Origin of the sequence: Rhizobium sp. ERR 942, from assembly GCF_007828395.1 — a bacterium.
Classification (GTDB): Bacteria; Pseudomonadota; Alphaproteobacteria; order Rhizobiales; family Rhizobiaceae; genus Rhizobium; species Rhizobium dioscoreae.
The window spans coordinates 416,948-440,752 of the sequence record NZ_VIUA01000001.1; the positions used below are offsets into that span (position 1 = coordinate 416,948).

The 23,805-nt window shown below is 59.9% G+C and carries 24 protein-coding genes; 15 read left to right on the forward strand and 9 right to left on the reverse strand.

The genetic code is table 11. The features are described 5' to 3' along the window. Position 1: 1 nt before the first annotated feature. Entirely contained in the window at positions 2-1,786 is a 1,785-nt protein-coding gene (locus FBZ97_RS01995) for an IlvD/Edd family dehydratase (protein WP_145317528.1), read from the forward strand. A gap of 145 nt (positions 1,787-1,931) precedes the next feature. Next, positions 1,932-3,764 carry a GGDEF domain-containing phosphodiesterase gene (locus FBZ97_RS02000; protein WP_246661682.1) on the forward strand — a complete coding sequence of 611 codons (1,833 nt, stop codon included), beginning with the start codon at positions 1,932-1,934 and terminating at the stop codon, positions 3,762-3,764. Here the strand turns inward: FBZ97_RS02000 and FBZ97_RS02005 are convergent. Then, a complete protein-coding gene (locus FBZ97_RS02005; protein ID WP_145316253.1) occupies positions 3,727-4,749 on the reverse strand; it encodes a YeiH family protein in 1,023 nt (340 codons plus the stop codon). The genes FBZ97_RS02000 and FBZ97_RS02005 overlap by 38 nt on opposite strands. Positions 4,750-4,864: 115 nt before the next feature. Here FBZ97_RS02005 and FBZ97_RS02010 point away from each other — a divergent pair, with 115 nt between their 5' ends. Then, positions 4,865-5,746, forward strand: a complete 882-nt coding sequence (locus tag FBZ97_RS02010) for a LysR family transcriptional regulator (protein WP_145316255.1) — start codon at positions 4,865-4,867, stop codon at positions 5,744-5,746. A gap of 16 nt (positions 5,747-5,762) precedes the next feature. Here FBZ97_RS02010 and FBZ97_RS02015 read toward each other — a convergent pair whose 3' ends face one another. Continuing rightward, on the reverse strand, positions 5,763-6,572 hold the full coding sequence (locus FBZ97_RS02015) for a DeoR/GlpR family DNA-binding transcription regulator (RefSeq protein WP_145316257.1): 810 nt from the start codon (positions 6,570-6,572) through the stop codon (positions 5,763-5,765). Positions 6,573-6,883: 311 nt separating this feature from the next. Between FBZ97_RS02015 and FBZ97_RS02020 the strand changes: the two genes are divergently transcribed. Both FBZ97_RS02020 and FBZ97_RS02025 read left to right on the forward strand, forming a co-directional pair. Continuing rightward, positions 6,884-7,762, forward strand: coding sequence for a choline/ethanolamine kinase family protein (locus tag FBZ97_RS02020; RefSeq protein ID WP_145316259.1), 879 nt, complete (start codon positions 6,884-6,886; stop codon positions 7,760-7,762). A 6-nt stretch (positions 7,763-7,768) separates the two neighbouring features. Beyond that, positions 7,769-10,219 carry an FAD-dependent oxidoreductase gene (locus FBZ97_RS02025; RefSeq protein WP_145316261.1) on the forward strand — a complete coding sequence of 817 codons (2,451 nt, stop codon included), beginning with the start codon at positions 7,769-7,771 and terminating at the stop codon, positions 10,217-10,219. Positions 10,220-10,231: 12 nt separating this feature from the next. On the opposite strand, the gene FBZ97_RS02030 is transcribed toward FBZ97_RS02025, so the two are convergent. Further along, the gene (locus tag FBZ97_RS02030; protein WP_145316263.1) at positions 10,232-10,771 is read right to left on the reverse strand and encodes an AAA family ATPase; all 540 of its coding nucleotides are present in this window, start codon (positions 10,769-10,771) and stop codon (positions 10,232-10,234) included. 228 nt (positions 10,772-10,999) lie between these two features. Here FBZ97_RS02030 and ung point away from each other — a divergent pair, with 228 nt between their 5' ends. Further along, positions 11,000-11,701: a uracil-DNA glycosylase gene (gene ung / locus FBZ97_RS02035; RefSeq protein ID WP_113351624.1), complete on the forward strand. Its 702-nt coding sequence runs from the start codon at positions 11,000-11,002 to the stop codon at positions 11,699-11,701. Here ung and FBZ97_RS02040 read toward each other — a convergent pair. Both FBZ97_RS02040 and FBZ97_RS02045 read right to left on the reverse strand, forming a co-directional pair. Next, on the reverse strand, positions 11,695-12,105 hold the full coding sequence (locus tag FBZ97_RS02040; RefSeq protein WP_113351623.1) for a type II toxin-antitoxin system VapC family toxin: 411 nt from the start codon (positions 12,103-12,105) through the stop codon (positions 11,695-11,697). The two genes, ung and FBZ97_RS02040, sit on opposite strands and share 7 nt — an antisense overlap. Continuing rightward, on the reverse strand, positions 12,105-12,359 hold the full coding sequence (locus FBZ97_RS02045; RefSeq protein WP_113351622.1) for a type II toxin-antitoxin system Phd/YefM family antitoxin: 255 nt from the start codon (positions 12,357-12,359) through the stop codon (positions 12,105-12,107). The genes FBZ97_RS02040 and FBZ97_RS02045 overlap by 1 nt, the downstream gene beginning before the upstream one ends. A 222-nt stretch (positions 12,360-12,581) precedes the next feature. On the opposite strand from FBZ97_RS02045, the gene FBZ97_RS02050 reads away from it, so the two are divergent. Together FBZ97_RS02050 and FBZ97_RS02055 are read left to right on the forward strand one after the other, a co-directional pair. After that, the gene (locus tag FBZ97_RS02050; RefSeq protein ID WP_145316265.1) at positions 12,582-13,514 is read left to right on the forward strand and encodes a VOC family protein; all 933 of its coding nucleotides are present in this window, start codon (positions 12,582-12,584) and stop codon (positions 13,512-13,514) included. Between the two features lie 16 nt (positions 13,515-13,530). After that, positions 13,531-14,142 (forward strand): alpha/beta hydrolase, encoded by a 612-nt coding sequence (locus FBZ97_RS02055; RefSeq protein WP_145316267.1) that lies wholly within the window; start codon positions 13,531-13,533, stop codon positions 14,140-14,142. A gap of 50 nt (positions 14,143-14,192) precedes the next feature. On the opposite strand, the gene FBZ97_RS02060 is transcribed toward FBZ97_RS02055, so the two are convergent. Then, the gene (locus FBZ97_RS02060; protein ID WP_145316269.1) at positions 14,193-14,618 is read right to left on the reverse strand and encodes a hypothetical protein; all 426 of its coding nucleotides are present in this window, start codon (positions 14,616-14,618) and stop codon (positions 14,193-14,195) included. A 246-nt stretch (positions 14,619-14,864) separates the two neighbouring features. Between FBZ97_RS02060 and FBZ97_RS02065 the strand changes: the two genes are divergently transcribed. The 5 genes from FBZ97_RS02065 to rutF all read left to right on the forward strand — a co-directional run bounded on the left by FBZ97_RS02065 (position 14,865) and on the right by rutF (position 18,288). Further along, positions 14,865-15,761, forward strand: coding sequence for a DMT family transporter (locus tag FBZ97_RS02065; RefSeq protein ID WP_145316271.1), 897 nt, complete (start codon positions 14,865-14,867; stop codon positions 15,759-15,761). A gap of 61 nt (positions 15,762-15,822) precedes the next feature. Then, positions 15,823-16,212, forward strand: a complete 390-nt coding sequence (locus FBZ97_RS02070; RefSeq protein WP_113330270.1) for a RidA family protein — start codon at positions 15,823-15,825, stop codon at positions 16,210-16,212. Then, positions 16,212-16,718 (forward strand): VOC family protein, encoded by a 507-nt coding sequence (locus FBZ97_RS02075; protein ID WP_145316273.1) that lies wholly within the window; start codon positions 16,212-16,214, stop codon positions 16,716-16,718. Before FBZ97_RS02070 ends, FBZ97_RS02075 begins: the two co-directional genes overlap by 1 nt. Before the next feature lie 120 nt (positions 16,719-16,838). Beyond that, positions 16,839-17,567: a class I SAM-dependent methyltransferase gene (locus FBZ97_RS02080; protein ID WP_145316275.1), complete on the forward strand. Its 729-nt coding sequence runs from the start codon at positions 16,839-16,841 to the stop codon at positions 17,565-17,567. Between the two features lie 181 nt (positions 17,568-17,748). Continuing rightward, entirely contained in the window at positions 17,749-18,288 is a 540-nt protein-coding gene (rutF, locus tag FBZ97_RS02085; protein WP_113330267.1) for an NADH-dependent FMN reductase RutF, read from the forward strand. A gap of 74 nt (positions 18,289-18,362) precedes the next feature. Here rutF and FBZ97_RS02090 read toward each other — a convergent pair whose 3' ends face one another. Genes FBZ97_RS02090 through FBZ97_RS02100 form a run of 3 tightly spaced genes read right to left on the reverse strand, consistent with a single transcriptional unit; the run spans position 18,363 to position 21,482 of the window. After that, a complete protein-coding gene (locus FBZ97_RS02090) occupies positions 18,363-19,136 on the reverse strand; it encodes an alpha/beta hydrolase (protein WP_145316277.1) in 774 nt (257 codons plus the stop codon). A gap of 4 nt (positions 19,137-19,140) precedes the next feature. Next, on the reverse strand, positions 19,141-20,145 hold the full coding sequence (locus FBZ97_RS02095) for an NAD-dependent epimerase (RefSeq protein ID WP_113395478.1): 1,005 nt from the start codon (positions 20,143-20,145) through the stop codon (positions 19,141-19,143). A 14-nt stretch (positions 20,146-20,159) separates the two neighbouring features. Then, positions 20,160-21,482: a UDP-glucose/GDP-mannose dehydrogenase family protein gene (locus FBZ97_RS02100; RefSeq protein WP_113330264.1), complete on the reverse strand. Its 1,323-nt coding sequence runs from the start codon at positions 21,480-21,482 to the stop codon at positions 20,160-20,162. A gap of 326 nt (positions 21,483-21,808) precedes the next feature. On the opposite strand from FBZ97_RS02100, the gene FBZ97_RS02105 reads away from it, so the two are divergent. Beyond that, positions 21,809-22,666, forward strand: a complete 858-nt coding sequence (locus FBZ97_RS02105) for a GNAT family N-acetyltransferase (RefSeq protein ID WP_145316279.1) — start codon at positions 21,809-21,811, stop codon at positions 22,664-22,666. Between the two features lie 190 nt (positions 22,667-22,856). Continuing rightward, entirely contained in the window at positions 22,857-23,654 is a 798-nt protein-coding gene (locus FBZ97_RS02110; RefSeq protein ID WP_246661683.1) for a class I SAM-dependent methyltransferase, read from the forward strand. Positions 23,655-23,805: the final 151 nt, after the last annotated feature.

Consider the following 23,805-nt stretch of genomic DNA (forward strand, 5'->3'; position numbering starts at 1 on the left):
GATGAGCGATAAGGGTGCATCCAAGCGTCGTCTGCGTTCGCAGGACTGGTTCGACAATCCGGATCATATCGATATGACGGCGCTCTATCTCGAGCGCTTCATGAATTACGGCATCACGCCGGAGGAATTGCGGTCCGGCAAGCCGATCATCGGCATTGCCCAGAGCGGCAGCGATCTGACGCCCTGCAACCGCCATCACCTCGATCTTGCCAAGCGCGTGCGCGACGGGATTCGCGATGCCGGCGGTATTCCGATCGAATTTCCGACCCATCCGATCTTCGAGAACTGCAAGCGGCCGACGGCTGCGCTCGACCGCAATCTCGCCTATCTCGGCCTTGTCGAAGTGCTCTATGGCTATCCGCTCGATGGCGTCGTGCTGACGACCGGCTGCGACAAGACCACGCCATCGGCATTGATGGCGGCCTCGACAGTCAATATTCCGGCGATCGTTCTCTCCGGCGGTCCGATGCTCGATGGCTGGCATGAGGGTGAACTTGCCGGCTCCGGCACGGTGATCTGGCGTTCGCGCCGCAAACTGGCGGCAGGCGAGATCAACGAGGAGGAATTCATGGAGGCCTCGCTCGCCTCGGCGCCCTCGATCGGCCATTGCAACACCATGGGGACTGCCTCGACCATGAACGCTATGGCGGAAGCGCTGGGCATGTCGCTGACCGGCTGTGCCGCCATTCCCGGCGCCTATCGCGAGCGCGGCCAGATGGCCTATCGCACAGGCCGGAGGGCAGTCGAGCTGGTTCTCGCCGATATCAAGCCTTCGGACGTACTGACCCGCGAAGCTTTCCTCAATGCCATAAGGGTCAATTCAGCCATCGGCGGCTCGACCAATGCGCAGCCGCATCTCGCCGCTATGGCCAAGCACGCGGGTGTCGAGCTTTACCCCGACGACTGGCAGGTGCACGGCTTCGACATTCCGCTGCTCGCCAATGTCCAGCCGGCGGGCGCCTATCTCGGCGAGCGCTTCCATCGCGCCGGCGGTGTTCCGGCCATCATGTGGGAGCTGCTGCAGGCCGGCAAGCTGGATGGTAGCTGTCCGACAGTGACAGGCCGGACGATGGCGGAGAATTTGAAGGGCCGAGAGGCGACGGATCGCGAGGTCATCCGTCCCTTCGGCGAGCCGCTGAAGGAGCGCGCCGGCTTCCTGGTGCTCAAAGGCAATCTGTTCGATTTCGCCATCATGAAGATGAGCGTCGTCTCAGAGGAGTTCCGCAGCCGCTATTTGCAGGAGCCTGGCCACGAAGGCGTGTTCGAGGGCAGGGCAGTCGTTTTCGACGGCTCCGAGGATTATCACAAGCGCATCAACGATCCCGCTCTCGGCATCGATGAAAAGACCATTCTCGTCATTCGCGGCGCCGGGCCGATCGGCTGGCCGGGATCGGCCGAAGTTGTCAACATGCAGCCGCCAGATCATCTTCTTAAAAAGGGCATCAAGAGCTTGCCGACGATCGGCGACGGGCGTCAATCTGGCACGGCCGACAGTCCCTCCATTTTGAATGCCTCGCCGGAAAGTGCGGCCGGTGGCGGCCTTGCCTGGCTCAGGACCGGCGATATCATCCGCATTGATTTCAATCAGGGGCGCTGCGACATGCTGGTGGACGAGGCGGAGATTGCGCGTCGTAAAGGCGATGGCATTCCAGTGGTGCCGGCGGATGCGACGCCGTGGCAGCGCATCTATCGTCGTTCGGTCACGCAGCTTTCCGACGGAGCCGTGCTGGATGGCGCCGCCGATTTTCGCGACATCGCTGCCAATCCGCCGCGGCATAACCATTGACAGGCGCCGGCCGCTGGCAAGGATTGCAGTGCTGCTGTTAATTTGGGTAGCTTGCGCAGCCATTAAAGTTCGCGAAAGGGAGTAGTGCAACTATAATTGGCTGCGGTTAGTTAGTTTCTTCAGTTTCCGAACGGGGTGGTGCTCTTTGGCAGAGACGACATCAGGACGAAGCGAAGAAGAGTTCCAGGACCTTTTAAGGAGGCTGGAGCTGGCGCTCGAGGCGTCTCAAATCGGTGTCTGGCAGCATAATGTCAACGAGCAGGAACTGCTCTGGGACTCGCAGATGCACAAGCTCTACGGGACCGGACTTCACGAGCATAGGGTTTCCTCCGACGTCTGGATGAACGCGCTGCATCCGGAGGATATCGAAGGGGCCGTCCACGACTTCGATGTCGCGCTGGCCAGGAAGGGTTTCTATAATTCTCAGTTCCGCATCATCCTGCCCGGAGGCGAGGTGCGTCATCTGCGCTCGCGCGCACATTATTATGAGGATGCCGAAGGGGCGCCTTCTTTCATCGGCGCGGAATGGGACGTCACCGCCGACGTCCTGCTCAATCGCGAGCTGAGTGGTCAAAAAGCTATCGCCGAAGCGCGTGCCGTTGCATTGGAGCACAGTCGGGCGCGAATAGAACATGCTGCCGATCACGATTATCTCACGGGCCTTCCGAACCGCCGCTATTTCGACCGGCGTCTGGCCGAGTTGCGCAACGATGCGTCTATTGGGAATCTTGCAATCCTCCATATCGATCTCGATGGGTTCAAGGAGATCAACGACAAATGGGGCCATGCGGCCGGTGATGCCACATTGCAAAGCGCCGCCGCCCGCATTTCCGGAGCGATAACTGCCAATGACATTGTTGCCCGCATCGGCGGTGACGAGTTCGTGGCCGTGCTGGTCAATATCGCCAGTGTCGAAAGGCTTCAGGCGATCGCCGGCGATATTCTATCGCGATTGCGCCGCGAAGTGCGTTTCGGCAACGAGATGCTGAAGATCGGCGCGTCCATCGGCGTGGCGATGGGCCAGACGAGTGGCGCAGGCAATCTTCTGGCAGAATCCGATGTCGCCCTTTTTCAGGCCAAGAAACTCGGCCGCAACCGGGTGGAGTTCTTCACGCAGCAGCTCCAGTCCGATCTGCATGCAGAACGCCGCCTGGCCGATGAGCTGCGATTGGCGCCGGTGCTGCGGCAGATCGAGCCCTTCTATCAGATTCAAGTGGATGCGCAGAGCCGCCGCATCGTCGGATTGGAGGCGCTGGCACGCTGGCGTCATCCGGGAAGGGGATTGCTAAGCCCAGTAGCCTTCCTCAAGGTCGCCGATGAATATGGATTTACCGCGGAGATCGATGCGGCCGTGCTGAAGCGCGCACTGGCGGATCGGGCAGCCTGGGTTTCGCAGGGTCTTTCACCGCCGCGCATCGCTGTCAATATCTCCGGTCGCCGGCTTGCCGATCCCGACCTGATCGACGGATTGAGGGCGCTCAGAATACCGCGCCACGCCATCGCCTTCGAGCTGGTGGAGACCATTTTCCTGGATGAACCCGACGAGGCGGTGCTTGCCAATATCGCCGGCATCAAGGAGATGGGAATCGATATCGAGATCGACGATTTCGGTTCCGGTCATGCCTCGCTGATTGGCCTCGTCAAACTCAAACCGAAGCGGCTGAAGATAGATCGGCAATTGGTGACTGCGGTTACGGTGTCCGAGGAGCAGCGTCGTCTTGTCGGCTCTATCATCGAAATCGCACGCACATTGAATGTCGAGGTGGTCGCCGAAGGGGTCGAGACCGAGGATCACGCGCTCGTTCTGGCCGAGGTCGGCTGCGATGAACTTCAGGGCTATGCTATCGGCTATCCTTCTTCCGAAAGCGAGACTGCAGCATTGCTGAAATCGGCCGAGGCGTCGAGCTCGGGGCGGTCTTCAGCCAGCGTTGCCGCACATGCTACTGAAGCTGTAGGGCGAGGATCAGACCATAGCTGATGGCGCCCAGCGTCAACAGCGATAGTGTCGCTGCCGCGATCACCCGGCCGCCGGCATGGGCGACGGAGCGGATGCTAACCGACAGGCCCAGCGCTGCCATGGCGATGACGGTCAGAATACCGGAAACAGTTTCCATCGGTGTCACCAGCATATCCGGGATCAGCCCGAAGGAGCGTAGCGTCATCAATCCCAGGAAGCCGCAGATGAACCAGGGGACCAGAGAATGGTGATGGCCGCTGCTTTCATCGCTGCCTGAGGCTTCAGCCTTGGTGAGGATGCCGAGCAGGAAGATAACCGGGCCGAGCATCAGGACACGGACGAGCTTGACGAGCGTGCCGGTCTGGACAGCGAGCAGGCCAACGGGCGCAGTCGCCGCCAAGACCTGCGGCACGGCATAAACCGTCAGTCCAGCAAGTGTCCCGTATTGCGGTACGCTCATGCCGAAGTGGAAATAGAAAAGCGGCAGCAGGAACACGGCGACAATGCCGAGGACGGCGGTGAAGGCAAGTGCTGCGGCAATCTCCTGCGAGTCGGCCTCGATCACGGGCGCAACGGCCACGATCGCCGAATTGCCGCAGATCGAGTTGCCGCAGGCGATCAAGGTTGCGAGCTTCGGCGGCAGGCCGAGCGCCCGACCGATGAGATAGGTGGCGGCGATCGACAGCACGACGACGATGGCGATCCCGGCAATCAGCCAGACGCCGGCGCCGCGGATCGCCGAAAGGCTGATGGAGGCGCCGAGAAGGACGATGGCGATTTCCAGAAGGAACTTGGCGCTGAAATCGACGCCCGGCTTCATGGCCGGCTTCAGCGGCTTGATCGTGCAGACGGCGATGCCGAAGGCGATAGCAAGCACCAGGCTTTCGATCCACCGTCCGCCGAGGAGGCCTACTTCAACATGCTCCGCAGCATAGGCCACAATGGCTACAGCCGAGGTGAGGGCCAAGCCGGGAAGGATCTCGTTTGCGCGTTGAGCGATGGACATGGGTGCCGTCATTCGTGTCTTGTGATTTGGTGACGGCTGGAAAGTCTCATCTGTCGATGTCGACATCCATCGAATATTATCCTATGTTTTATTCGATAAATTAGAATGATTTCCCATGACCTTCGAACAGCTCGCCATTTTCGTCGCCGTCGCGGAGCGAGAGCATCTGACCCATGCCGCAGAAGCCATCAACCTGACACCTTCGGCCGTCAGCTCTGCGATCAAGAACCTTGAGGCCTATTACGGAGTGGAGCTGTTTCATCGCGTCGGCCGTCGGATCGAGCTGACGGAGACGGGACGATCCTTCCTCGGAGAAGCCAAGGCGACGCTCGCACGCGTACGTTCGGCGGAACTGATGCTGTCCGAACTTGGCGGGTTGCAGCGCGGTAGGCTCAGTCTCTGCGCAAGCCAGACCATCGCCAGCTATTGGCTACCGCCCTTGCTGATGCGGTTTCGCCGCGATTATCCCGGTATCGAGCTGGATCTGACGATAGGCAATACCCGTACCGTCACCGAGGCGGTTATCGATGGTGCGGCCGAGCTGGGTTTCATCGAGGGCGAAGTGGATGCCCCGGCGCTGTCGATGAAGATCGTCGCACAGGATGCGCTCGTCATCGTCGTGCCACCGCATCATCCGTGGGCCGACGGCCGGCGATTGTCGGCGGCCGATCTTGCTGCGGACACCTCCTGGGTGATGCGGGAGGAGGGCTCGGGTACGCGTTCCGAATTCGAGAATGCGGTTGCCAAGCTCGGGGCTTCGCCGCAAGCCCTCAGGGTGGCGCTGGTCCTTCCCTCGAATGAAGCTGTGCTGTCCGCAGTCTGCGCCGGGCAAAGTGCTGCCGCCGTTTCCAGTGCTGCGGCCAAAGCCTATCTCGGGCAGGGATTGCTGGTTCAGGCAAAATTCGATCTGCCCGCTCGCAGCTTCCGCCTGCTGCGCCACAAGGAGCGCCATGCGAGCAAAGCCGCGCAGACGCTTGAGGCGATGTGCAAGGGCTGAGAACCCGGCGAACTCGCTATCGCCGTTCATCCCGTTGCCGGTTGGCGATGACGAGCTCGATCTCGTTGCGCTCCAGCATGGCGCGAATGTCTGCCGGCGGCTGTTCGTCCGTAACCAGAACGTTGAAGTTTTCCGGTTCACTCAGAACGATCGGCGCGCTGCGCCCGAACTTGGCGCTGTCGGCAACGACGATGCGGTTTTCGGCGCGGCTAGCTGCCTCCCGCGAATATTCCGCTTCTTCCAGATCGTGCAGCATGAAGCCCGAGGCCGCGTTGATGGCGCCGACCGAAAGGATGGCGTGGCGTACATTGAAGCGCCGCAGGAAATTGGCCGCTTCCATGCCGAAGGCGCCGCCATCATGGCCGCGCAGTTCGCCGCCGGCGAAGAAGACGCGATTGCCGTTGCGGGTCGCGAGCGCATGGGCGACAGCGACCGCATTGGTGACGACGAAGAGGTTCTGATGCTTCTGCAGCGCGACGGCGATGAAGGCGGTGGTCGAGCCGACATCGAGGAAGAGCGCATCGCCATCCTCGATCATCGCGGCGACCGAGGCGGCTATCATCCGCTTGGCTTCGGCATTCTCGTTCATGCGCAGATGCAGCGGCGGCTCGATCATCGAGTCCTTGATATGGACCCCGCCATGCACCTTGGTCACAAGGCCGTTGGCCTCCAGGCTGCGGATGTTGCGGCGGATGGTTTCCTCTGAAACGCCGAGCCGTTCGGCCAGAAACTGGATGCGGCTTGCGCCGCCTGCCAGACGCAGCTCTTCCAGTATTTCGCGCTCGCGATGATTGGAGTGAAGCGGTGGCTGGGATATGCCCGACATGGTTCCTGATCCTGTTATGGGTATTGATCCCAAACTTGCGTGGCTTTCGACTGGCCGGTTCCGTTGCCGCCGGAGGCGTTAATGCACGCAACCTCAATCTGGTTGCTTCGCGCCTGAGTTTTTAAGACAAATCTCACCTACGGTGAAGCGCAGTCTTTGGGATATCCATAGCTCATCTGATTGGAGATGGCGCCTCAATTCCACAAAAAGCCAAATATTCGTTTCATTTTGTGGGGAAGTTCTTGACAGCTTTACGTTTGTGAGGAACTTTTCAGATCGGAAAGATGCTCAGCAGCAGGACCGGAGGGGGAATGACTGCGACGGCGGAAGACAGGATACATTCTCTCAGCATCTGGCGCGGGCCGATCGACATCGAACCGCTGGTGGGCGGCATTACCAATCGCAACTATCTGGTTGGCGATAATGGTCGCCGCTTCGTCGTGCGGCTTGGATCGGACATTCCGGTTCATCACATCAGCCGCACCAACGAGGTGGCCGCAAGCAGGGCGGCCCATGCAGCCGGTCTTTCACCTGCTGTGATCCATCATGAGCCCGGCATACTGGTGCTGGACTATATCGACGCAAGGCCGCTATCGGCCGATGATATAAGAGAGCCGACCACGATGAGCCGGGTCGTGCCGCTCGTCCAGTCCTGTCATCGGGAGGTTGCCAGGCATTTTCGCGGACCGGCGGCTATCTTCTGGGTCTTTCATGTGATCAGGGACTATGCGGCTCTCCTGGAGGCTGGCGGCAGTCGCCACAAGCCGAGGCTGCGTTCCTTTCTTGAGATCGCCGAGCGGCTCGAACGCGAAGCCGGTCCTTTCGAAATCGCCTTCGGACACAACGATCTGCTGGCGGCGAATTTTCTCGACGACGGCAAGCGGCTCTGGCTGATCGATTGGGATTATGCCGGCTTCAACACGCCGCTGTTCGATCTGGGTGGCCTTGCTTCCAACAATGAATTCTCCGAGACACAGGAAGAGGCGATGCTGGAGGCCTATTTCGAGGCTTCTGTCAGCGATGATCTGCGCCAGCGCTATCAGGCGATGAAATGCGCCTCACTCCTGCGCGAGACGATGTGGAGCATGGTTTCGGAAATCCATTCCGACATCGAATTCGATTATTCTTCCTATACAGCTGAAAACCTGCGGCGGTTCGAGAGCGCCTGGCAGGATTTTCGCAACTCCTGAGGTGACATGATGAAGGAACTGCCGGCTACAGCAAAGACCATCGTCATCGGCGGCGGCATCATCGGCTGCTCGACCGCCTACCATCTCGGCAAGCTCGGCTTCACCGATACCGTGCTTCTGGAGCGCAAGAAGCTGACCTCGGGCACGACCTTCCACGCCGCCGGCCTTGTCGGCCAGCTGCGCACCAGCGCCAATATCACGCAGATGCTCGGCTATTCCGTCGATCTCTATAAGAAGCTCGAGGCGGAGACGGGGCTTGCCACCGGCTGGAAGATGAATGGCGGGTTGCGGCTTGCCTGCAATGAGGAGCGCTGGACGGAGGTGAAGCGGCAGGCGACGACGGCGCAATCCTTCGGCCTGCAAATGCACCTGCTGACGCCGCAGGAGGCGCGCGATCTCTGGCCGCTGATGGATGTCGACGACCTCGTCGGCGCCGCCTTCCTGCCGACGGACGGACAGGCCAATCCCTCCGATATCACCCAGGCGCTGGCGAAGGGCGCCCGCATGAGCGGTGTGTCGATCTTCGAGGATACCGAAGTTCTCGATCTGGAGATGGACAAGGGCCGGATCCGTGCCGTCATCACCGAGAAAGGCCGCATCGAATGCGAGCGCGTCGTCGTCTGCGCCGGGCAGTGGACGCGGACCTTTGCCGGCCGCTTCGGCGTCAATGTGCCGCTGGTCTCCGTCGAACATCAATATCTCATCACCGAATCCTTCGGCGTGCCCTCCAACCTGCCGACGCTGCGCGATCCGGACCGGCTGACCTATTACAAGGAGGAGGTCGGCGGGCTTGTCATGGGCGGATATGAGCCTAATCCCATCCCCTGGGCGCTCGACGGCATCCCGAAAGATTTCCACTACACGCTGCTCGACAGCAATTTCGACCATTTTGAGCAGATCATGGAGCAGGCGCTGGTGCGCGTGCCGGCGCTGCAGACGGCCGGCGTCAAGCAGCTGCTATGCGGCCCGGAGAGCTTTACCCCGGACGGCAATTTCATTCTCGGCGAGGCACCGGAGCTGAGGAATTTCTTCGTTGGCGCCGGCTTCAACGCCTTCGGCATCGCTTCTGCCGGCGGGGCCGGCATGGCGCTTGCCGAATGGGTCGCCAAGGGCGAGCCACCTTACGATCTCTGGCCGGTTGATATCAGGCGCTTCGGCCGGCCGCATTTCGACACCGATTGGGTGCGTACCCGCACGCTGGAAGCCTATGGCAAGCATTACACCATGGCCTGGCCTTTCGAGGAGCATTCGAGCGGCCGCCCCTGCCGCAAGTCGCCGCTCTACGATCGGCTGAAGGCGCAGGGTGCCTGCTTCGGCGAAAAGCTCGGCTGGGAGCGGCCGAACTGGTTTGCCGATCTCTTTGCCGGCGAGGAGCCGAAGGATGAGTACACGTATGGACGGCAGAACTGGTTCGATGCCGTCGGCCGGGAGCACAGGGCAGTGCGCGAAGCGGCCGTCATCTTCGACCAGACCTCCTTCGCCAAATTCGTCCTGAAGGGCAGGGATGCCGAGGCGGCAATCTCATGGATCGCTTCCAATGATGTCGCCAAGCCTGTCGGCGCCCTGACCTATACTCAGATGTTGAACGACCGCGGCGGCATCGAATGCGACGTTACCGTTGCCCGCACCGCCGAGAACGAATTCTACATCACGACAGGCACCGGCTTCGCCACCCATGATTTCGATTGGATCGCCCGCAATATTCCATCCGAGATGCATGCGGAGCTGGTGGATGTGACCTCCGCCTATTCCGTGCTGTCGCTGATGGGGCCGAAGTCACGCGAGATATTGCAGGCCGTGACCTCGGCCGACGTTTCGAACGCCGCATTCCCCTTCGGCAAGGTGAAGACCGTCGGCATCGCCGGCTGCCCCGTCCGGGCGCTGCGCATCACCTATGTCGGCGAACTCGGCTATGAGCTGCATGTGCCGGTAGAATATGCCACCACCGTTTATGACGTGCTGATGGCGGCCGGGCGCGAGCACGGGCTTATCAATGCCGGCTATCGCGCTATCGAGAGCTGCCGATTGGAGAAGGGCTATCGCGCCTGGGGCTCGGATATCGGGCCGGATCATACGCCGATCGAAGCCGGGCTTACCTGGGCGGTGAAGACGAAAAAGGACATCGCATTCCGTGGGCGCGAGGCGATCGAGCGGCAGTTAGCCTATGGCGTCAAGAAGATGCTTGCCTGCTTCGTACCCAACGATCCCGAAATCGTGCTTCTCGGCCGCGAGACGATCTATCGCGACGGCCAGCGCGTCGGCTGGCTATCGAGTGGCGGCTATGGCTACACGATCGGCAAGGCGATCGGCTACGGCTATGTCCGCGATCCCATAGGGGTGACCGAGGATTTCGTGCTTTCGGGGCGCTATGAGCTCGATGTCGCGCAGAGCCGCGTGCCTTGCCAGGTGTCGCTGAAGCCGCTTTATGATCCGCAGATGGCGCGGGTTAAGGGGTGATTGATATGAGGCCTATCGCCTGCTCGGCAGATCCCACGCCTGATAAAGGTTATTCAGAGCCTCCGTCGTATGGCATTCTACCGTTGGCAACCCGGATTCCTGTAGGATTTTTGCGTATTTGGCGCCGCTGTTGCGGGTCTTCACGAGTATCCAGTGAATCATCTCCCATTTGATGCTGTCCTTGGCGCCTTCGAGATGCCCTGCTCGATCTGAGCGGTTGATCAGGGTCCGCTTGAGATAGCGGGAAAAGCGCAGCCAATGATTGGAGGTGATGAGGATGGCGCCGGTAGCGCGGGCGAAGCGCTGTGGCATGAGGCGCGTATAGTTGCCTTCCATGATCCACCGGTCGCCAAGAATTGCCGCGTCGTGAAGCGCAGCGAATTCCGCTTCAGGGCGCTGTTGCCAATCGGTATGAGGCAGATGATGGAGCTGATCCAGATGTACCGCCGGAAAACCCAACTTCTTGGAAAGGGAGACCGCCAGGGTTGATTTGCCGGCATTGGAAGGGCCGAGCACAACGATGCGCTCGCCAAGGGAATGCAAGGGAAGCATGAGACACCGGTCGGAAAATTGGGATGGCCTCCATTGGCGCAAGTGAGCGACCTTGTCAACGCTTGCGTGTCCTGCTGCTATTATACGTCATTTACGAGATAAGCCCGGAAGCAGGCTGCGCTATCTCCAAAACCTGTGATCTCTCCACCGCGGCGTCCGCCATTTTCTTGACACGCCGGCTCTTTCATCCTCAATCGACATGCTGACAACAGACGGAGGCCGGAAACGATGGCTGAGGCGAACATCAAGCTTGAGGAGAGCTGGAAAGAGGCGCTGTCGCAGGAGTTCGAAAGCCCCTATATGCAGCAGCTCAAATCTTTCCTCGTCGAGGAAAAGCAGCGCGGCAAGGTGATCTTTCCTCGTGGCAGCGAGTATTTCCGGGCTCTGGATCTGACCCCCCTCGACGAGGTGCAGGTGGTTATCCTCGGGCAGGATCCCTATCATGGTTTCGGGCAGGCGCATGGGCTCTGCTTCAGCGTGCGCCCCGGCGTGCGCATTCCGCCGTCGCTGGTCAATATCTACAAGGAACTGGAAACCGATCTCGGTATTCCGCCGGCTCGCCACGGCTTTCTGGAGAGCTGGGCGAAGCAGGGCGTGCTGCTGCTCAACAGTGTGCTGACGGTGGAGGAATCGCAGGCCGCCTCGCATCAGGGCAAGGGCTGGGAGCGTTTTACGGATGCGGTGATCCGCAGGGTCAACGACGAATGCGACGGCGTCGTCTTCATGCTCTGGGGTTCCTATGCGCAGAAGAAGGCCGCTTTCGTCGATACCGAGCGCCATCTGGTGCTGAAGGCGGCCCATCCGTCGCCGCTCTCGGCCCATAACGGCTTCCTCGGCTGCCGGCATTTCTCCAAGGCCAATGCCTATCTGGTCGCGCACGGCCGGGATCCGATCGATTGGGCGCTGCCGAGCAATCCGGATGCTCAGTAAGGCGTTTGATCCCAGGGGTTGACGATTGAAGCGCCGGTGTCGTCGAAATCGCCGATGTTGCGAGTAACGACGATAAGGTCATGAACGATCGCCGTTGCTGCGATGAGCCCATCGGCGTCACCACGCGGTCGTTGTGCTGCGATACGTCCCCATTCGACCGCAATCTGATCGGTAATGGGAAGAATGCGATTGCGGTGGTCGTGCCGGAGCTTGCGCAACCATTCCTCCAGATGAGTTGCGGTACGCGGGTCCGATCTTCGCTTGAGCGCAATCCCGCGCATGATCTCTCCAAGTGTGATGACACTCAGATAAATGGTGGAGGGATCGACTGAGCGCAGCCACGCAATCGCTTGGGAATTACCGCGCCGGATTTCCGAGACGACATTGGTATCCACGAGATACATCAGAAAAGAACATCCCGGCTTGGCGTTTTATCTCGCTTAGATACGGCTTCGGCCATTTCGTCGTCCCAAACCGGCCCTGACAGCAAGTCATCGGCAAGGCTCGGTTTGCCAGCCAGAAGTGCATCGTAGTCTTCGGCAGACAGAACGACCGCCGCGGGCTCGCCGCGCAAGGTGACGATTTGCGGCCCTTCGCTGCGTGCTTTCTGTACGACTTTGGAAAACTGGTTCTTTGCATCCTGCAATGGCCAATTCATCGAAATCCTCGCTAGCTAGACTGTCTAGCTTATGAGTAATGCTGCTCTTGTTTAGAATCAAGAGATGAGGGCGATATGGTCTTGGTGTGAACGATCAGAATTTATTGTTCACTCATTGAAGACAATCCGTTTGGCTATTCGGGGCTATCGAAACGCGGCCGACAAGACCATCTTCTGCCCATGAGAAACGCCTGCCGGTGCGGGCGAGCAAAGGGGTTAGAGATGCTCAACCAGATCAAAGGTCTTCACCACGTTACCTCGATGGCGGAAGACGCCCGGACCAACAACAAGTTCTTCACCGATACGCTCGGCCTTCGCCGGGTCAAGAAGACCGTGAATTTCGACGCTCCCGATGTCTATCACCTCTACTATGGTGACGAGATCGGCACGCCCGGTACGATCATGACCTACTTCCCGTTCCCGAAGATGGCGCGCGGTCGCCCGGGTACCGGCGAAGTCGGGAATACGGTCTATTCCATTCCCGAAGGTTCCATCGGCTACTGGACCGAACGGCTTGGCCAGCGCGGCGTCGAGGGCCTGAAGACCGACGAATCCTTCGGCCAGAAGCGCCTGCATTTTGCCGGTCCGGATGGCGATGGCTTCGCGCTTGTCGAGGTTAAGGATGACAAGCGTCAGCCCTGGACTCATGGCGGCGTCGATGCCGAGCATGCCATTCGAGGCTTCCACTCCGTCGCCATGCGGCTCAGGGACGACGGTGCCACGGCCGAGTTGTTGAAGTATATGGGCTACGAAGTCGTCGATACCCATGACGGCATCAAGCGGCTTGCCATTCCCGGCGGCAACGGCGCTGATTATGTCGACCTCGAAACCATGCCGAATATCAACCGGGCGCTGCCGGGTGCCGGCTCCGTCCACCATGTCGCCTTCGCGGTCGAAAACCGCGCAAAGCAGCTCGAAGTGCGCAAGGCGCTGATGGATACGGGTTATCAGGTGACGCCGGTCATCGACCGTGACTACTTCTGGGCGATCTATTTCCGCACACCGGGCGGCGTGCTGTTCGAAGTCGCCACCAATGAACCTGGCTTCGATCGTGACGAGGATACGGCACATCTCGGCGAAGCGCTGAAGCTGCCGGAACAGCATGCGCATCTGCGTGGGCTGATCGAGCAGCATCTCGAACCGCTGGAAGGCTAATCCAGGAGAGGACATCATGACGGATACGACTTATGTGCACCGGCTGAAGGCCGGTGCGCCCGGAAAGCCCATCTTCTTCACGTTCCACGGCACCGGCGGCGATGAGAACCAGTTCTTCGATTTCGCTGCCCGGCTGCTGCCGGAAGCCACCATCGTCTCGCCGCGCGGCGATGTCTCGGAATATGGCGCAGCGCGCTTCTTTCGCCGGACGGGCGAGGGCGTCTATGACATGGCCGATCTTACCCGCGCCACTGAAAAGATGGCGACCTATGTCTCGGAGCTGGCGGCGGAATACGGAGCATCGCAGGTACTTGGTCTGGGCTTTTCCAACGGTGCGAACATCCTTGCCAATGTGCTGATCGAGCATGGCGATCTCTTCGATGCGGCCGTGCTGATGCATCCGCTGATCCCGTTCCAGCCGCAGGACAATGCAAGGCTGGAGGGCAAGCGCGTGCTGATTACGGCAGGCGAGCGCGATCCGATCGCACCCGCTCCAGTCACCAAGGCACTCGCCGATTACTTTACGCGGCAGAATGCCGAGGTCACTCTGGATTGGCATCCAGGTGGCCACGATATCAGGCCCAACGAAATCGAGGCAATCCGCAGTTTCCTAGCGCCCTACGCTTAGGACCTGTGCAAAACACCGGCTGCGCGGCAGAGACTTTGCTGCGCAGCCTGCTATTTGCCGATCAGACGCATCATCGCCTTCGCTTGAGAGGCCGCCGCGAGTTTTCCCTTCTGGTCGATATAGTCCGTTCCGCAGAAGCGGTTGAGATTGGCAAAATCCATACTGCCCGGTTGGGCATGCCTTGTTTCGGCAATGACCATGCGCCAGGCGCAGCCGAGCATCCTGTCGGGTTGGATTGCCTGATCGCAGCCTGTGCTCAGGCATAAAGCGACATGTTTCTGTGCTCGGTACCCGCCCGCTATGGCTTCTTCGTAATCGGCCTTCCAGCTATCGCGTGTATGTTCGCAGCGGCCAGGATCGCTGCTCTGGCTGCATTGCACCGTCTTGTCGACATAGGTTTGCGCCGGCGGCCATAGCGGACCGTCGACCAGGCTGACGCAGCCGCACGCAAACAAGGTGGCCGACAGCAGGCGCAATTTGATTCTCCTTCGCCAAAGTCGTCAGAATCGTAGAACGATCGTGAGGATGTGCAAGATCGATATGATCCTACCAATACGAATGGGTAGGTAGATGTCTTTCGATTACGCCGGAGCATGTAGCGTGACCTTCCTGCAACCCTTGCCATCTTCCGGCGTCCGCGACACGCGACGGCGCAAGCTTTGCTTGTAGGCATCATTGCCGCCCGCTAATGCTCTGCCGCTATAGGGCGGGGGGATTCCATCGTGACGCTGGCGGAACAGCAGCAATACAGGCTGGGCGTGGCCTATGTGGCGCTTTCGGCGCTCGCCTGGTCGACGTCCGGTCTCTTCGTGCGGGCGATCCACGCCGATCTGATGACCATTCTCTTTTGCCGTGGCATCGTCTCTGGCCTCGGCGTCTTCGCGCTGTTTTTCTATATCGAGCGCCGCAACGCTTTTCGCATCCTGCGTTCCATGGGTGGTCCTTCGCTGGCGGCGACGATCTTTTCCACCGCATCCATGATCAGCGGCATCGGCTCGATCTATTACACGTCGGTCGCCGATGCCATGGTCATCTATGCAACCGTGCCCTTTGTAACCGCGGGCGTCGCCTTCCTCCTCATCCGCGAGCGTCCAAATTTGCGGACGCTGATTGCGAGTGGCGTTGCTTTTATCGGCGTGCTCGTCATGCTTTCCGGCCATGCGAGCGATGGCGGCAGCTGGCTCGGCAAGGGGCTTGCTGCCATCATGACGCTGACCGTCGCCTGCCTTGCCGTCGTCATGCGCCAGCATCGCGATGTGCCGATGCTACCGGCCATGGCGCTTTCCGCCTGGCTATGTTCCTCCATTACCTTCTGGTTCGCCTCGCCGCTTTCGATCTCCGGTCAGGATCTCGGCCTGATCATCGGGTTCGGCATTGTCCAGAACGCCATGGGCCTCAGCCTCTACACCTTCGGCTCGCGGCTGGTGCCGGCCTCGGATGCCGCCCTGCTGACAGCTCTCGAAGTGCCGCTGACGCCACTCTGGGTCTGGATGGTGTTCGCCGAGCGTCCTTCAACGGCGACGCTCATCGGCGGGCCGATCGTGCTTGCGGCACTTTTCGGACATATCCTGTTGGAAATACGGCGAAATCGAGCGGTGACATTGCCTCAGACCCACTGACCGACTTGCCCCTTCCATCACAAAATGCTGATATCGCTCCGGTCATCTGGAGTCGGAATCGATGAAAAAGGTCTTCAACCCCGCATCCGTCCGCCGCCCTTTCGGCAATTACAATCACGGCCTGCTGGTGCCGCCAGGCGCCAGCCTGCTGGTCACATCCGGCCAGCTCGGCATCGGTGCCGACGATCGCATTCCGCCTGACGTTACCGGTCAGGCCGAGCTGTGTTTCAAGGCGATTGGCGCTATCCTCGAGGAGGCGGGCATGGGGTTTGCCGACGTCATCCGCGTCGGTGGTTTCGTGACCACGCGCGAGGATTTTCCCGCCTACATGGCCGTGCGTGATCGCTATGTCCAAAATCCCGCGCCGGTCTCTACGCTGCTGATCGTCGGCGGATTTACGCGGTCCGAGTTCCTGGTCGAGGTCGAGGTCACGGCAGCCAAGGTGATGTGATGACGATCGGTCATCTCGAGCATTCGGCCGATCCATCAATCCCCCGCATTCTGGGACTTTACGAGACGCATCTAACGGTTGCCGATCTCCAGTGCTCCATCGCCTTCTATCGCGACGTTCTGAAGCTGGAGGTCGGGACCGTCATCGAGAGCAGGAATGTCGCCTTCCTTTGGATCGACGATAAACGGATGGGCATGTTGGGCCTTTGGGAAACGGGCTGCTCCCCGCTCAAGATGCGCCTTCATATTGCCTTCAGAACCTCTCTCGCCGATGTACTCGGCTCCGCAGCCGCATTGAAGGCTCGTGGCATTCAGCCGAAGGGGTTCAATGGCGAGCCGCTCGATGAACCCGTTGTTCTAGGTTGGATGCCGGCCGTCTCGCAATATTTTTCGGATCCCGACGGGCATTCGATCGAATTCATCCATGTGCTTGAGGAGGCGGCCGAACCAGATTTCGGTGTAAAGCCCTATTCGGAATGGTTGTCGCGACCGAAACCGTTAGCATGACAGGCGCTGAACGAGGCTTCCTCATCATCGGCTTCTGCCGGCTCCCTTGTTGTCTATGTGAAGAAATGCCACCGATATTGCCGATCCAAAGCATGTTGCGGAGAGGCAAGGAAGACAAATATGACACAAAATATCTACGACGATCCGGGCTTCTTCGAGGGCTATAGCCGCCTTCAGCGTTCCATCAACGGGTTGACGGGTGCGGCCGAATGGCCGGCGATCCGTGCCTTGATGCCGGACATGAAGGGCCTCGACGTCGTGGATCTCGGCTGTGGTTTCGGATGGTTCTGCCGTTGGGCCGCCGAGCAGGGAGCGGCCAGCGTATTGGGGCTCGATGTCTCGGAAAAAATGCTGGAACGCGCGCGAACGGAAACGGCGGATGCGCGGGTTCGCTACGATCGGGCCGATCTTGAAAGGCTAGAGCTTCCCAAGGCGAGCTTCGATCTGGTCTACAGCTCGCTCGCCTTCCACTATATCGAGGATTTCGCCGGCCTTTTGGCGACCATCCGCCAAGCACTCAAACCGGACGGGCGTCTGATCTTTTCGATCGAGCATCCAATCTATATGGCGCCGCGACGGCCGGAATGGCTCGATGATGCCGAGGGTGGCAAGATCTGGCCGCTCAATGCCTATCAGATCGAGGGACCGCGGGTGACGAACTGGCTCGCCGAGGGCGTCATCAAGCAGCATCGCACGATGGGCACGACGCTCAACCTCCTGATCAAGTCCGGCTTCATCATCGCCCATGTCGAAGAGTGGTCGCCGAGTGATGACGACCTCACCGCGCATCCCGATTGGGCAATCGAGCGCGAGCGGCCGATGTTTCTCCTGATCTCCACCCGGACCTGAGGCATGCTTCAGCATGCCGTGACGGCCTAGAAGGTTGAGCCGATCTATTTTTCTTTTTGTTGATAGATTTTATAGAAAATTAATTGCTCGCAGAGGACTGCTTCCGCAAAATGTCGTTTCTTGAGGCGCATCCTCCCCATCGATAATGTGAGGCTGTCGGCGCGATTTAGGGAAGAGTGCGATGAACATGAAAACGTCCGTGGCAATCGAGAAGGCGGTGCCTGTCGCCGATCCCGACATTGCGCGCACCGAGTTTCGCAATGCCATGGCGCGGATGGCGGCGGCGGTGAACATCGTCACGACCAATGGTCCGGCCGGGCTTGCCGGCTTCGCGGCGACCGCCGTCTGCAGCGTCACGGACAGCCCGCCGACCTTGCTCGTCTGCCTCAATCGCGGCGCTTCCGTTCATCCCGCCGTCACGCAAAACGGCGTGCTCTGTGTCAATGTCCTGTCGGAAGCACATCAGGATCTGTCGCGGCTTTTCGGCGGCAAGACCCCGGTTGCCGAACGCTTTGCTGCGGCCGCATGGTCGGAACTCTCGACCGGCGCTCCGGTGCTGGAAGATGCTCTTGTCTCGTTCGATTGTCGCATCGTCCGTCAGGCCGATGGCGGCACGCATGACATCCTGCTCTGCGAAGTCGATGCCATCCGTCAACGTGACGAGGGGCAGGGGCTTATCTATTTCGACCGGGCCTATCATCCTGCGGGTCAGGCTGAATAGGCTAGTTGTCCAAGCCTTTTCCGAAATTATCCACGCTGCCACGGTCTTCGTCGCCTTGCGGCGAACAGGACCGTTCATGCCAGAAAGTCTTCGATCGCCTTTAAGACCAGAGCAGGATGCTCTCGGTGCGGCACATGCCCGGTATCCGGCATGATATAGACCGGACCACGCCCGGCCGCGATGCGGCACGGATGGGCTTCGGAGCCATATTCGTCGCGGTCTCCATGAATGGCGAGCACCGGACAATAAAGCTTTTCAAGTGCCGGATCGAGCGACCAGCCGGCGCGTTCGGGAGCGAGCCAGGTGTCGATCCAGGCGTGCAGCACCCACTCGGCCTTGCTGTCGTGATATTTGGCAAGCCGGGCGAAGGTTTCGGCCGATTTGAATTCCTGCTGCGCGGTCCGGATGCCCTGAAGGGTCTTTTCCTCCACGAAGGCCTGCGCGGCGATGGTGATGACGGCACGACAACGTTGGCCAAACCTTGCCCCCGTCTCCACCGCCATACCGCCGCCGACGCTGTGTCCGCAGGCGACGAAGTCTCGAATGGACAACTGCTCGCAAAGAAGCGGTACGAAACGCTCGGCCTCCGATGCAATAAAATCCTGCGTCAGAAGATCGTCGCGAGCATCGGACCGGCCAAAGCCCAGCCGATCATAGGCGATGACCCGGCGACCAAGGGAATGGGCGAGTTGCTCCGGGAAATCCCGCCAGAGCGTGATGCATCCGAGGGAATCGTGAAACAGGATGATCGGTTGCTGCGATCTCAGGACGGTTGGCGTCCATGATTTGGCATAGAGGCGCCCGCCGGAGCTCTCGATCCAATGGTCCGTTTCAGCGATCTCTGCCATTTGGTCAGTAATTTTCCTGATACCACTCGACGAAGCGCTTTACGCCTTCATCGACTTCGATCTGCGGCTTGAATCCCGTCAGCGCCACCAAGAGATCCGGCACGGCATAGGTGTTGTGGACGTCTCCGGGCTGCATGGGCAGCATCTTGCGGATCGCCTTCTTGCTGAGCATCGTCTCGATCGTCTCGACGAATGTCATCAGCCCGACGGGCTGGCCGCCGCCGATATTGACGATCCGGAAAGGGGCATTCTTCGACAGGGTGTCGATGACCGTTTCCGACACGATCCGGTTTTCCTCTGACGGCACGACACCGATGAGACGCACGATGCCTTCGACGAGATCGTCGATATAGGTGAAATCGCGACTCATCTTGCCTTCGCCGTAGATCTCGATCGGCCTGTCGTTCCTGATGGCATCGACGAACTTGAACAGCGCCATGTCCGGGCGACCCCAGGGGCCGTAGACAGTGAAGAAGCGGAACGCGGTCGTGGGCACGTTGAAGAGATGGGCGTAGCTATGCGCCATCAGCTCCATGCTCTTCTTGGTCGCCGCATAGATCGTCATCTGCTCGTCGGCCTTGTCGCTTTCGGCAAAGGGGATCTTCTCGTTGGCGCCGTAGACGGAAGAGGTCGATGCCAACAGCAGGTGCTTCGGCTGCAGGTTTCTTGCCAGTTCCAGAATGTTGAACGAACCGACAAGATTGGAATCGACGTAGGAACGCGGATTTTCGAGGCTGTAGCGGACACCTGCCTGGGCGGCGAGGTGGACGATCACGTCGGGTTCGGCGAGTTCGGCGGCATGATCCAGCGCTGCCTTGTCCTCCAGCATGCCTGTCACGGCCTTGAAACCATTGGAACGCGCGAGGATGGCGGTGCGCTTCTCCTTGAGCCGAACATCGTAATAGGGCGTCATCCCGTCGAAGCCGACGACAAAATGGCCCTCGTCGAGCAGGCGCTTGGCAAGGTGGAATCCGATGAAGCCGGCAGTGCCGGTGATGAGATAACGCATGATCCCGCCCTCACTTACAATGTTGCGTCGCTGGAAGGTCTGCCGACACTCGTATAGGCGAAGCCGTGCTTTGTGACCTCGTCATGGCGATAGATGTTTCTAAGGTCGACGAGAACAGGTGCCTTCATGACGGATTTGAGCCGGGCAAAATCCAGCGCACGGAACTGGTTCCATTCCGTCACGATGACGAGCGCGTCGGCATCGCGCGCGGCGCTATAGGCATCTTCGGCATAGGCAATGTTGTCGATGACCAGGCGTGCGTTGTCCATGCCTTCGGGATCGTAGCCCGTCACGGTGGCGCCGGCATCCTGCAGCGTCTGGATGATCGAGATCGCCGGGCTGTCGCGCATATCGTCGGTGTTCGGCTTGAAGGTCAGGCCGAGGACCGCGATCGCCTTGCCCCTGATATCGCCGCCCATGGCCGCGATTACCTTGCGGCCCATGGCGCGCTTGCGGTTGTCGTTGATCGACACGGTGGTTTCGATCAGGCGCACGGGGCTATCGTAATCCTGCGCCGTCTTGGCAAGCGCCAGCGTATCCTTCGGGAAACACGAGCCGCCATAGCCGGGGCCGGCGTGCAGGAACTTCGAGCCGATGCGGCCATCGAGGCCGATGCCGCGCGAGACCTCTTGCACATTGGCGCCGACCTTTTCGCAGAGGTCGGCCATCTCGTTGATGAAGGTGATCTTCATGGCGAGAAAGGCGTTGGCCGCGTATTTGATCAGCTCGGACGTGCGGCGGGAGGTGAAGAGCAGCGGCGCCTGGTTGAGGTAGAGCGGCCGGTAGACTTCGGTCATGACGCCGCGGGCGCGCTCGTCATTGAGGCCGATGACAATGCGGTCGGGACGCTTGAAGTCCTCGATGGCGGCACCTTCGCGCAGAAATTCCGGATTGGAGACGATGGCGATATCTGCTTGCGGATTGGTTTCGCGCACGATGCGCTCCACTTCGTCGCCGGTGCCGACCGGTACGGTCGATTTGGTGACGATGACCGTGAAGCCCTTCACGTGCTCGGCGATCTCGCGGGCGGCGGCATAGACGTAGGAGAGGTCGGCATGGCCGTCGCCGCGCCGCGAAGGGGTGCCGACCGCGATGAAGACGACGTCGCTTGCAGCAACGCTCGCCTCCACTTCCGTCGTGAAGGAGAGACGTCCGGCGCGGACATTGTCTGCCACGAGCTGCTCCAGGCCCGGCTCGAAGATCGGTATTTCGCCGCGCCGCAGTGCCTCGATCTTGCTCGTGTCCTTGTCGACGCAAATGACATCATGGCCGAAATCGGCAAAGCAAACACCTGACACAAGCCCCACATACCCCGAGCCGATCATCGTGATGCGCATGAAATTTCAATCCTTTTGCTGGCGCCGGGCTTCGCATGAAAACGCAAAGGCGGCATGGGCGATTGTCTGCGCTTATACACAGGATCGCAGGTGACGCCTATATGCGATGCTGGGTTTAGGAGGATTGCGACAGAAGTGTCACAAAAGCTTGGTTGATTTCCCGCCGTCCTATTCGCGTAATCGCCTTGTTTTCCAAATGAAACGAAGCCTTTGCACTTTAAGCTTATCCTCCCATTGCTTGTGATTGGCAGCATGTTGTCACATGATGAATTGGGCGCGGTCGTTCCATAGGGGCGGCGGTGTAGTGGGCGGTTCGGGACTATTGCATGAAATCGACTTTTGCCGTGCGGACAATGCGGGCTGGCGAGCTGGAGCTTGCTCTGGAATGGGCACGGCAAGAAGGCTGGAATCCCGGTATTGACGATGCGCTCGCCTTCTGGGAGGCAGACCCTGCCGGTTTTCTGATCGGCGCCATTGGCGAGGTGCCCGTCGGTTGCATATCCGTCGTTCGTTATGGTGAGGCCTTCGCTTTTCTTGGTCTTTACATACTGCATCCGGATTTGCGTGGGCGGGGATACGGCAAGCAGCTCTGGAACAAGGGCATGATGCTCGCCGGCAATCGCATTGTCGGGCTGGATGGGGTCGTCGCGCAGCAGGAAAACTACCGGCGGCACGGTTTCGAGACGGCCTATCGGACGCTCCGCTATGGCGGCATCCCCAAAGTGCCTGAGGTGGACGAACAGCAGGCAAGGCAGGTGATGCCGGTCGTGCACGGCAAGCTTGAAGCGCTGGTGCATTATGATGCGGAAATTTTCCCCGGGCTGCGTCATTCCTTCATCCGGGCCTGGTGCGGTGCTCCCGAAAGGCGTGCATCCTTCATCGTCGGTGGGGGCAGCAGGGTTCGGGGCTACGGCACGATCCGCCGCTGTTTCGAGGGCTACAAGATCGGTCCGCTTTTCGCCAACAAGCCGGAGGTTGCGCTTGCGTTGATGAGCAAGCTGCTTGCCAAGACCAATGGGCAGCCCGTGTATCTTGATGTGCCGGTCGATAATGCCCAGGCGATCATGCTTGCGGAAGATTGCGGTCTGTCTCCGGTGTTCGAGACGGCGCGCATGTATCGCGGCAAGGCACCGGAAATCCCGCTCGATCGCGTGTTCGGTGTCACCACGCTCGAGCTCGGCTAGATCTGGCTCGTCCGACTGCTGGGAGCAGGCGGCAACATTAACGTTAACAAACGAATAACGGTCCCGCCGGAGGTTTAATCAACCTTAACGGCTGCTTCTTCGACCCAGCCGCTATATAAGTCCTGCGGGGGCGCCAAGGGGAAGTTGAACAATGATTGTTCATTTTCTGTTGGAGTCGGCTATGCATGTCATGGAAAGTATTAACCGGCAGACCTGGCGTAATCCCTGGGCCTTGCGCGACTATCGCCGCAGCAGCGGCTATCTCAACGAAGGCGAGCGTGCCGCCTTTGCTATCGCCGCACCGCAGGCGGGCAGAGGGCGCATTCTCGATATCGGTGTCGGCGGGGGCCGCACCGCGCAGCTATTGCGAGATGTTGCAAGCGACTACATAGGCATCGATTATACGCCGGAGATGGTCGCGCTTTGCCGAAAGAACCATCCAGACCTTCGGTTCGAGCATAGGGATGCACGCGATCTCTCGGCATTCCGAGATGCCAGTTTCGATATGGTCGTCTTCAGCTATAACGGCATCGATTCCGTCGATGCGGCAGGGAGGCTAGCCATCCTGAACGAGGTGGCGCGCGTTCTTGTTTCCGGCGGTGCTTTCGTCTTTTCGACGTTCCATCGCGACTGGGGTGGCTTCGATCATCGCATCGACTATCGCCGGCTGGAATGGACATCCAATCCGGTGCGGCTCGGTTTGCGAACCCTGCGCTATGTCGAGGGCCGCATTTCCGGCACGCTGCGCCAGCGTCGGCTCAGACCGCTCGAAGAGCGAGATGGCGAACATGCGATCCTGCTGCATGGCGCCCATGATTTCGGTGTCATGGTCTATGCGACGACGCCGGCGCAGGTCCAGTCGCAATTGGCAGAGGCCGGTTTTGCCATACCGGTGCTGCTCCTCGATCTCGATGGCAAACCGATCGGTGCGGTGGCGTCGTCAGAGCATGAATATTTCCATGTCATCGCTCACAAGCCGGGCCTTTGACAGGCAAGGCAATCGGCCAGATAAGGGTAATCTGGAGGCCCTGTCTGGCCGATGGCCGGGAAAATTCCTGTTGGAGGCGCTGATTCGTCATGCAAAAAGCCGAATCTCCTGAGACAACAGGGTCGCTTTCCCAAAAACAAAGCTTTATAGA

Coding starts and splice junctions, on each gene's coding strand:
- FBZ97_RS01995 (WP_145317528.1), top strand. CDS start 2: ATGAGCGATAAGGGTGCATCCAAGCGTCGTCTGCGTTCGCAGGACTGG.
- FBZ97_RS02005 (WP_145316253.1), bottom strand. CDS start 4,749: ATGTCCATCGCTCAACGCGCAAACGAGATCCTTCCCGGCTTGGCCCTC.
- FBZ97_RS02010 (WP_145316255.1), top strand. CDS start 4,865: ATGACCTTCGAACAGCTCGCCATTTTCGTCGCCGTCGCGGAGCGAGAG.
- FBZ97_RS02015 (WP_145316257.1), bottom strand. CDS start 6,572: ATGTCGGGCATATCCCAGCCACCGCTTCACTCCAATCATCGCGAGCGC.
- FBZ97_RS02020 (WP_145316259.1), top strand. CDS start 6,884: ATGACTGCGACGGCGGAAGACAGGATACATTCTCTCAGCATCTGGCGC.
- FBZ97_RS02025 (WP_145316261.1), top strand. CDS start 7,769: ATGATGAAGGAACTGCCGGCTACAGCAAAGACCATCGTCATCGGCGGC.
- FBZ97_RS02030 (WP_145316263.1), bottom strand. CDS start 10,771: ATGCTTCCCTTGCATTCCCTTGGCGAGCGCATCGTTGTGCTCGGCCCT.
- ung (WP_113351624.1), top strand. CDS start 11,000: ATGGCTGAGGCGAACATCAAGCTTGAGGAGAGCTGGAAAGAGGCGCTG.
- FBZ97_RS02040 (WP_113351623.1), bottom strand. CDS start 12,105: ATGTATCTCGTGGATACCAATGTCGTCTCGGAAATCCGGCGCGGTAAT.
- FBZ97_RS02045 (WP_113351622.1), bottom strand. CDS start 12,359: ATGAATTGGCCATTGCAGGATGCAAAGAACCAGTTTTCCAAAGTCGTA.
- FBZ97_RS02050 (WP_145316265.1), top strand. CDS start 12,582: ATGCTCAACCAGATCAAAGGTCTTCACCACGTTACCTCGATGGCGGAA.
- FBZ97_RS02055 (WP_145316267.1), top strand. CDS start 13,531: ATGACGGATACGACTTATGTGCACCGGCTGAAGGCCGGTGCGCCCGGA.
- FBZ97_RS02070 (WP_113330270.1), top strand. CDS start 15,823: ATGAAAAAGGTCTTCAACCCCGCATCCGTCCGCCGCCCTTTCGGCAAT.
- FBZ97_RS02075 (WP_145316273.1), top strand. CDS start 16,212: ATGACGATCGGTCATCTCGAGCATTCGGCCGATCCATCAATCCCCCGC.
- FBZ97_RS02080 (WP_145316275.1), top strand. CDS start 16,839: ATGACACAAAATATCTACGACGATCCGGGCTTCTTCGAGGGCTATAGC.
- rutF (WP_113330267.1), top strand. CDS start 17,749: ATGAACATGAAAACGTCCGTGGCAATCGAGAAGGCGGTGCCTGTCGCC.
- FBZ97_RS02090 (WP_145316277.1), bottom strand. CDS start 19,136: ATGGCAGAGATCGCTGAAACGGACCATTGGATCGAGAGCTCCGGCGGG.
- FBZ97_RS02095 (WP_113395478.1), bottom strand. CDS start 20,145: ATGCGTTATCTCATCACCGGCACTGCCGGCTTCATCGGATTCCACCTT.
- FBZ97_RS02100 (WP_113330264.1), bottom strand. CDS start 21,482: ATGCGCATCACGATGATCGGCTCGGGGTATGTGGGGCTTGTGTCAGGT.
- FBZ97_RS02105 (WP_145316279.1), top strand. CDS start 21,809: ATGAAATCGACTTTTGCCGTGCGGACAATGCGGGCTGGCGAGCTGGAG.
- FBZ97_RS02110 (WP_246661683.1), top strand. CDS start 22,857: ATGGAAAGTATTAACCGGCAGACCTGGCGTAATCCCTGGGCCTTGCGC.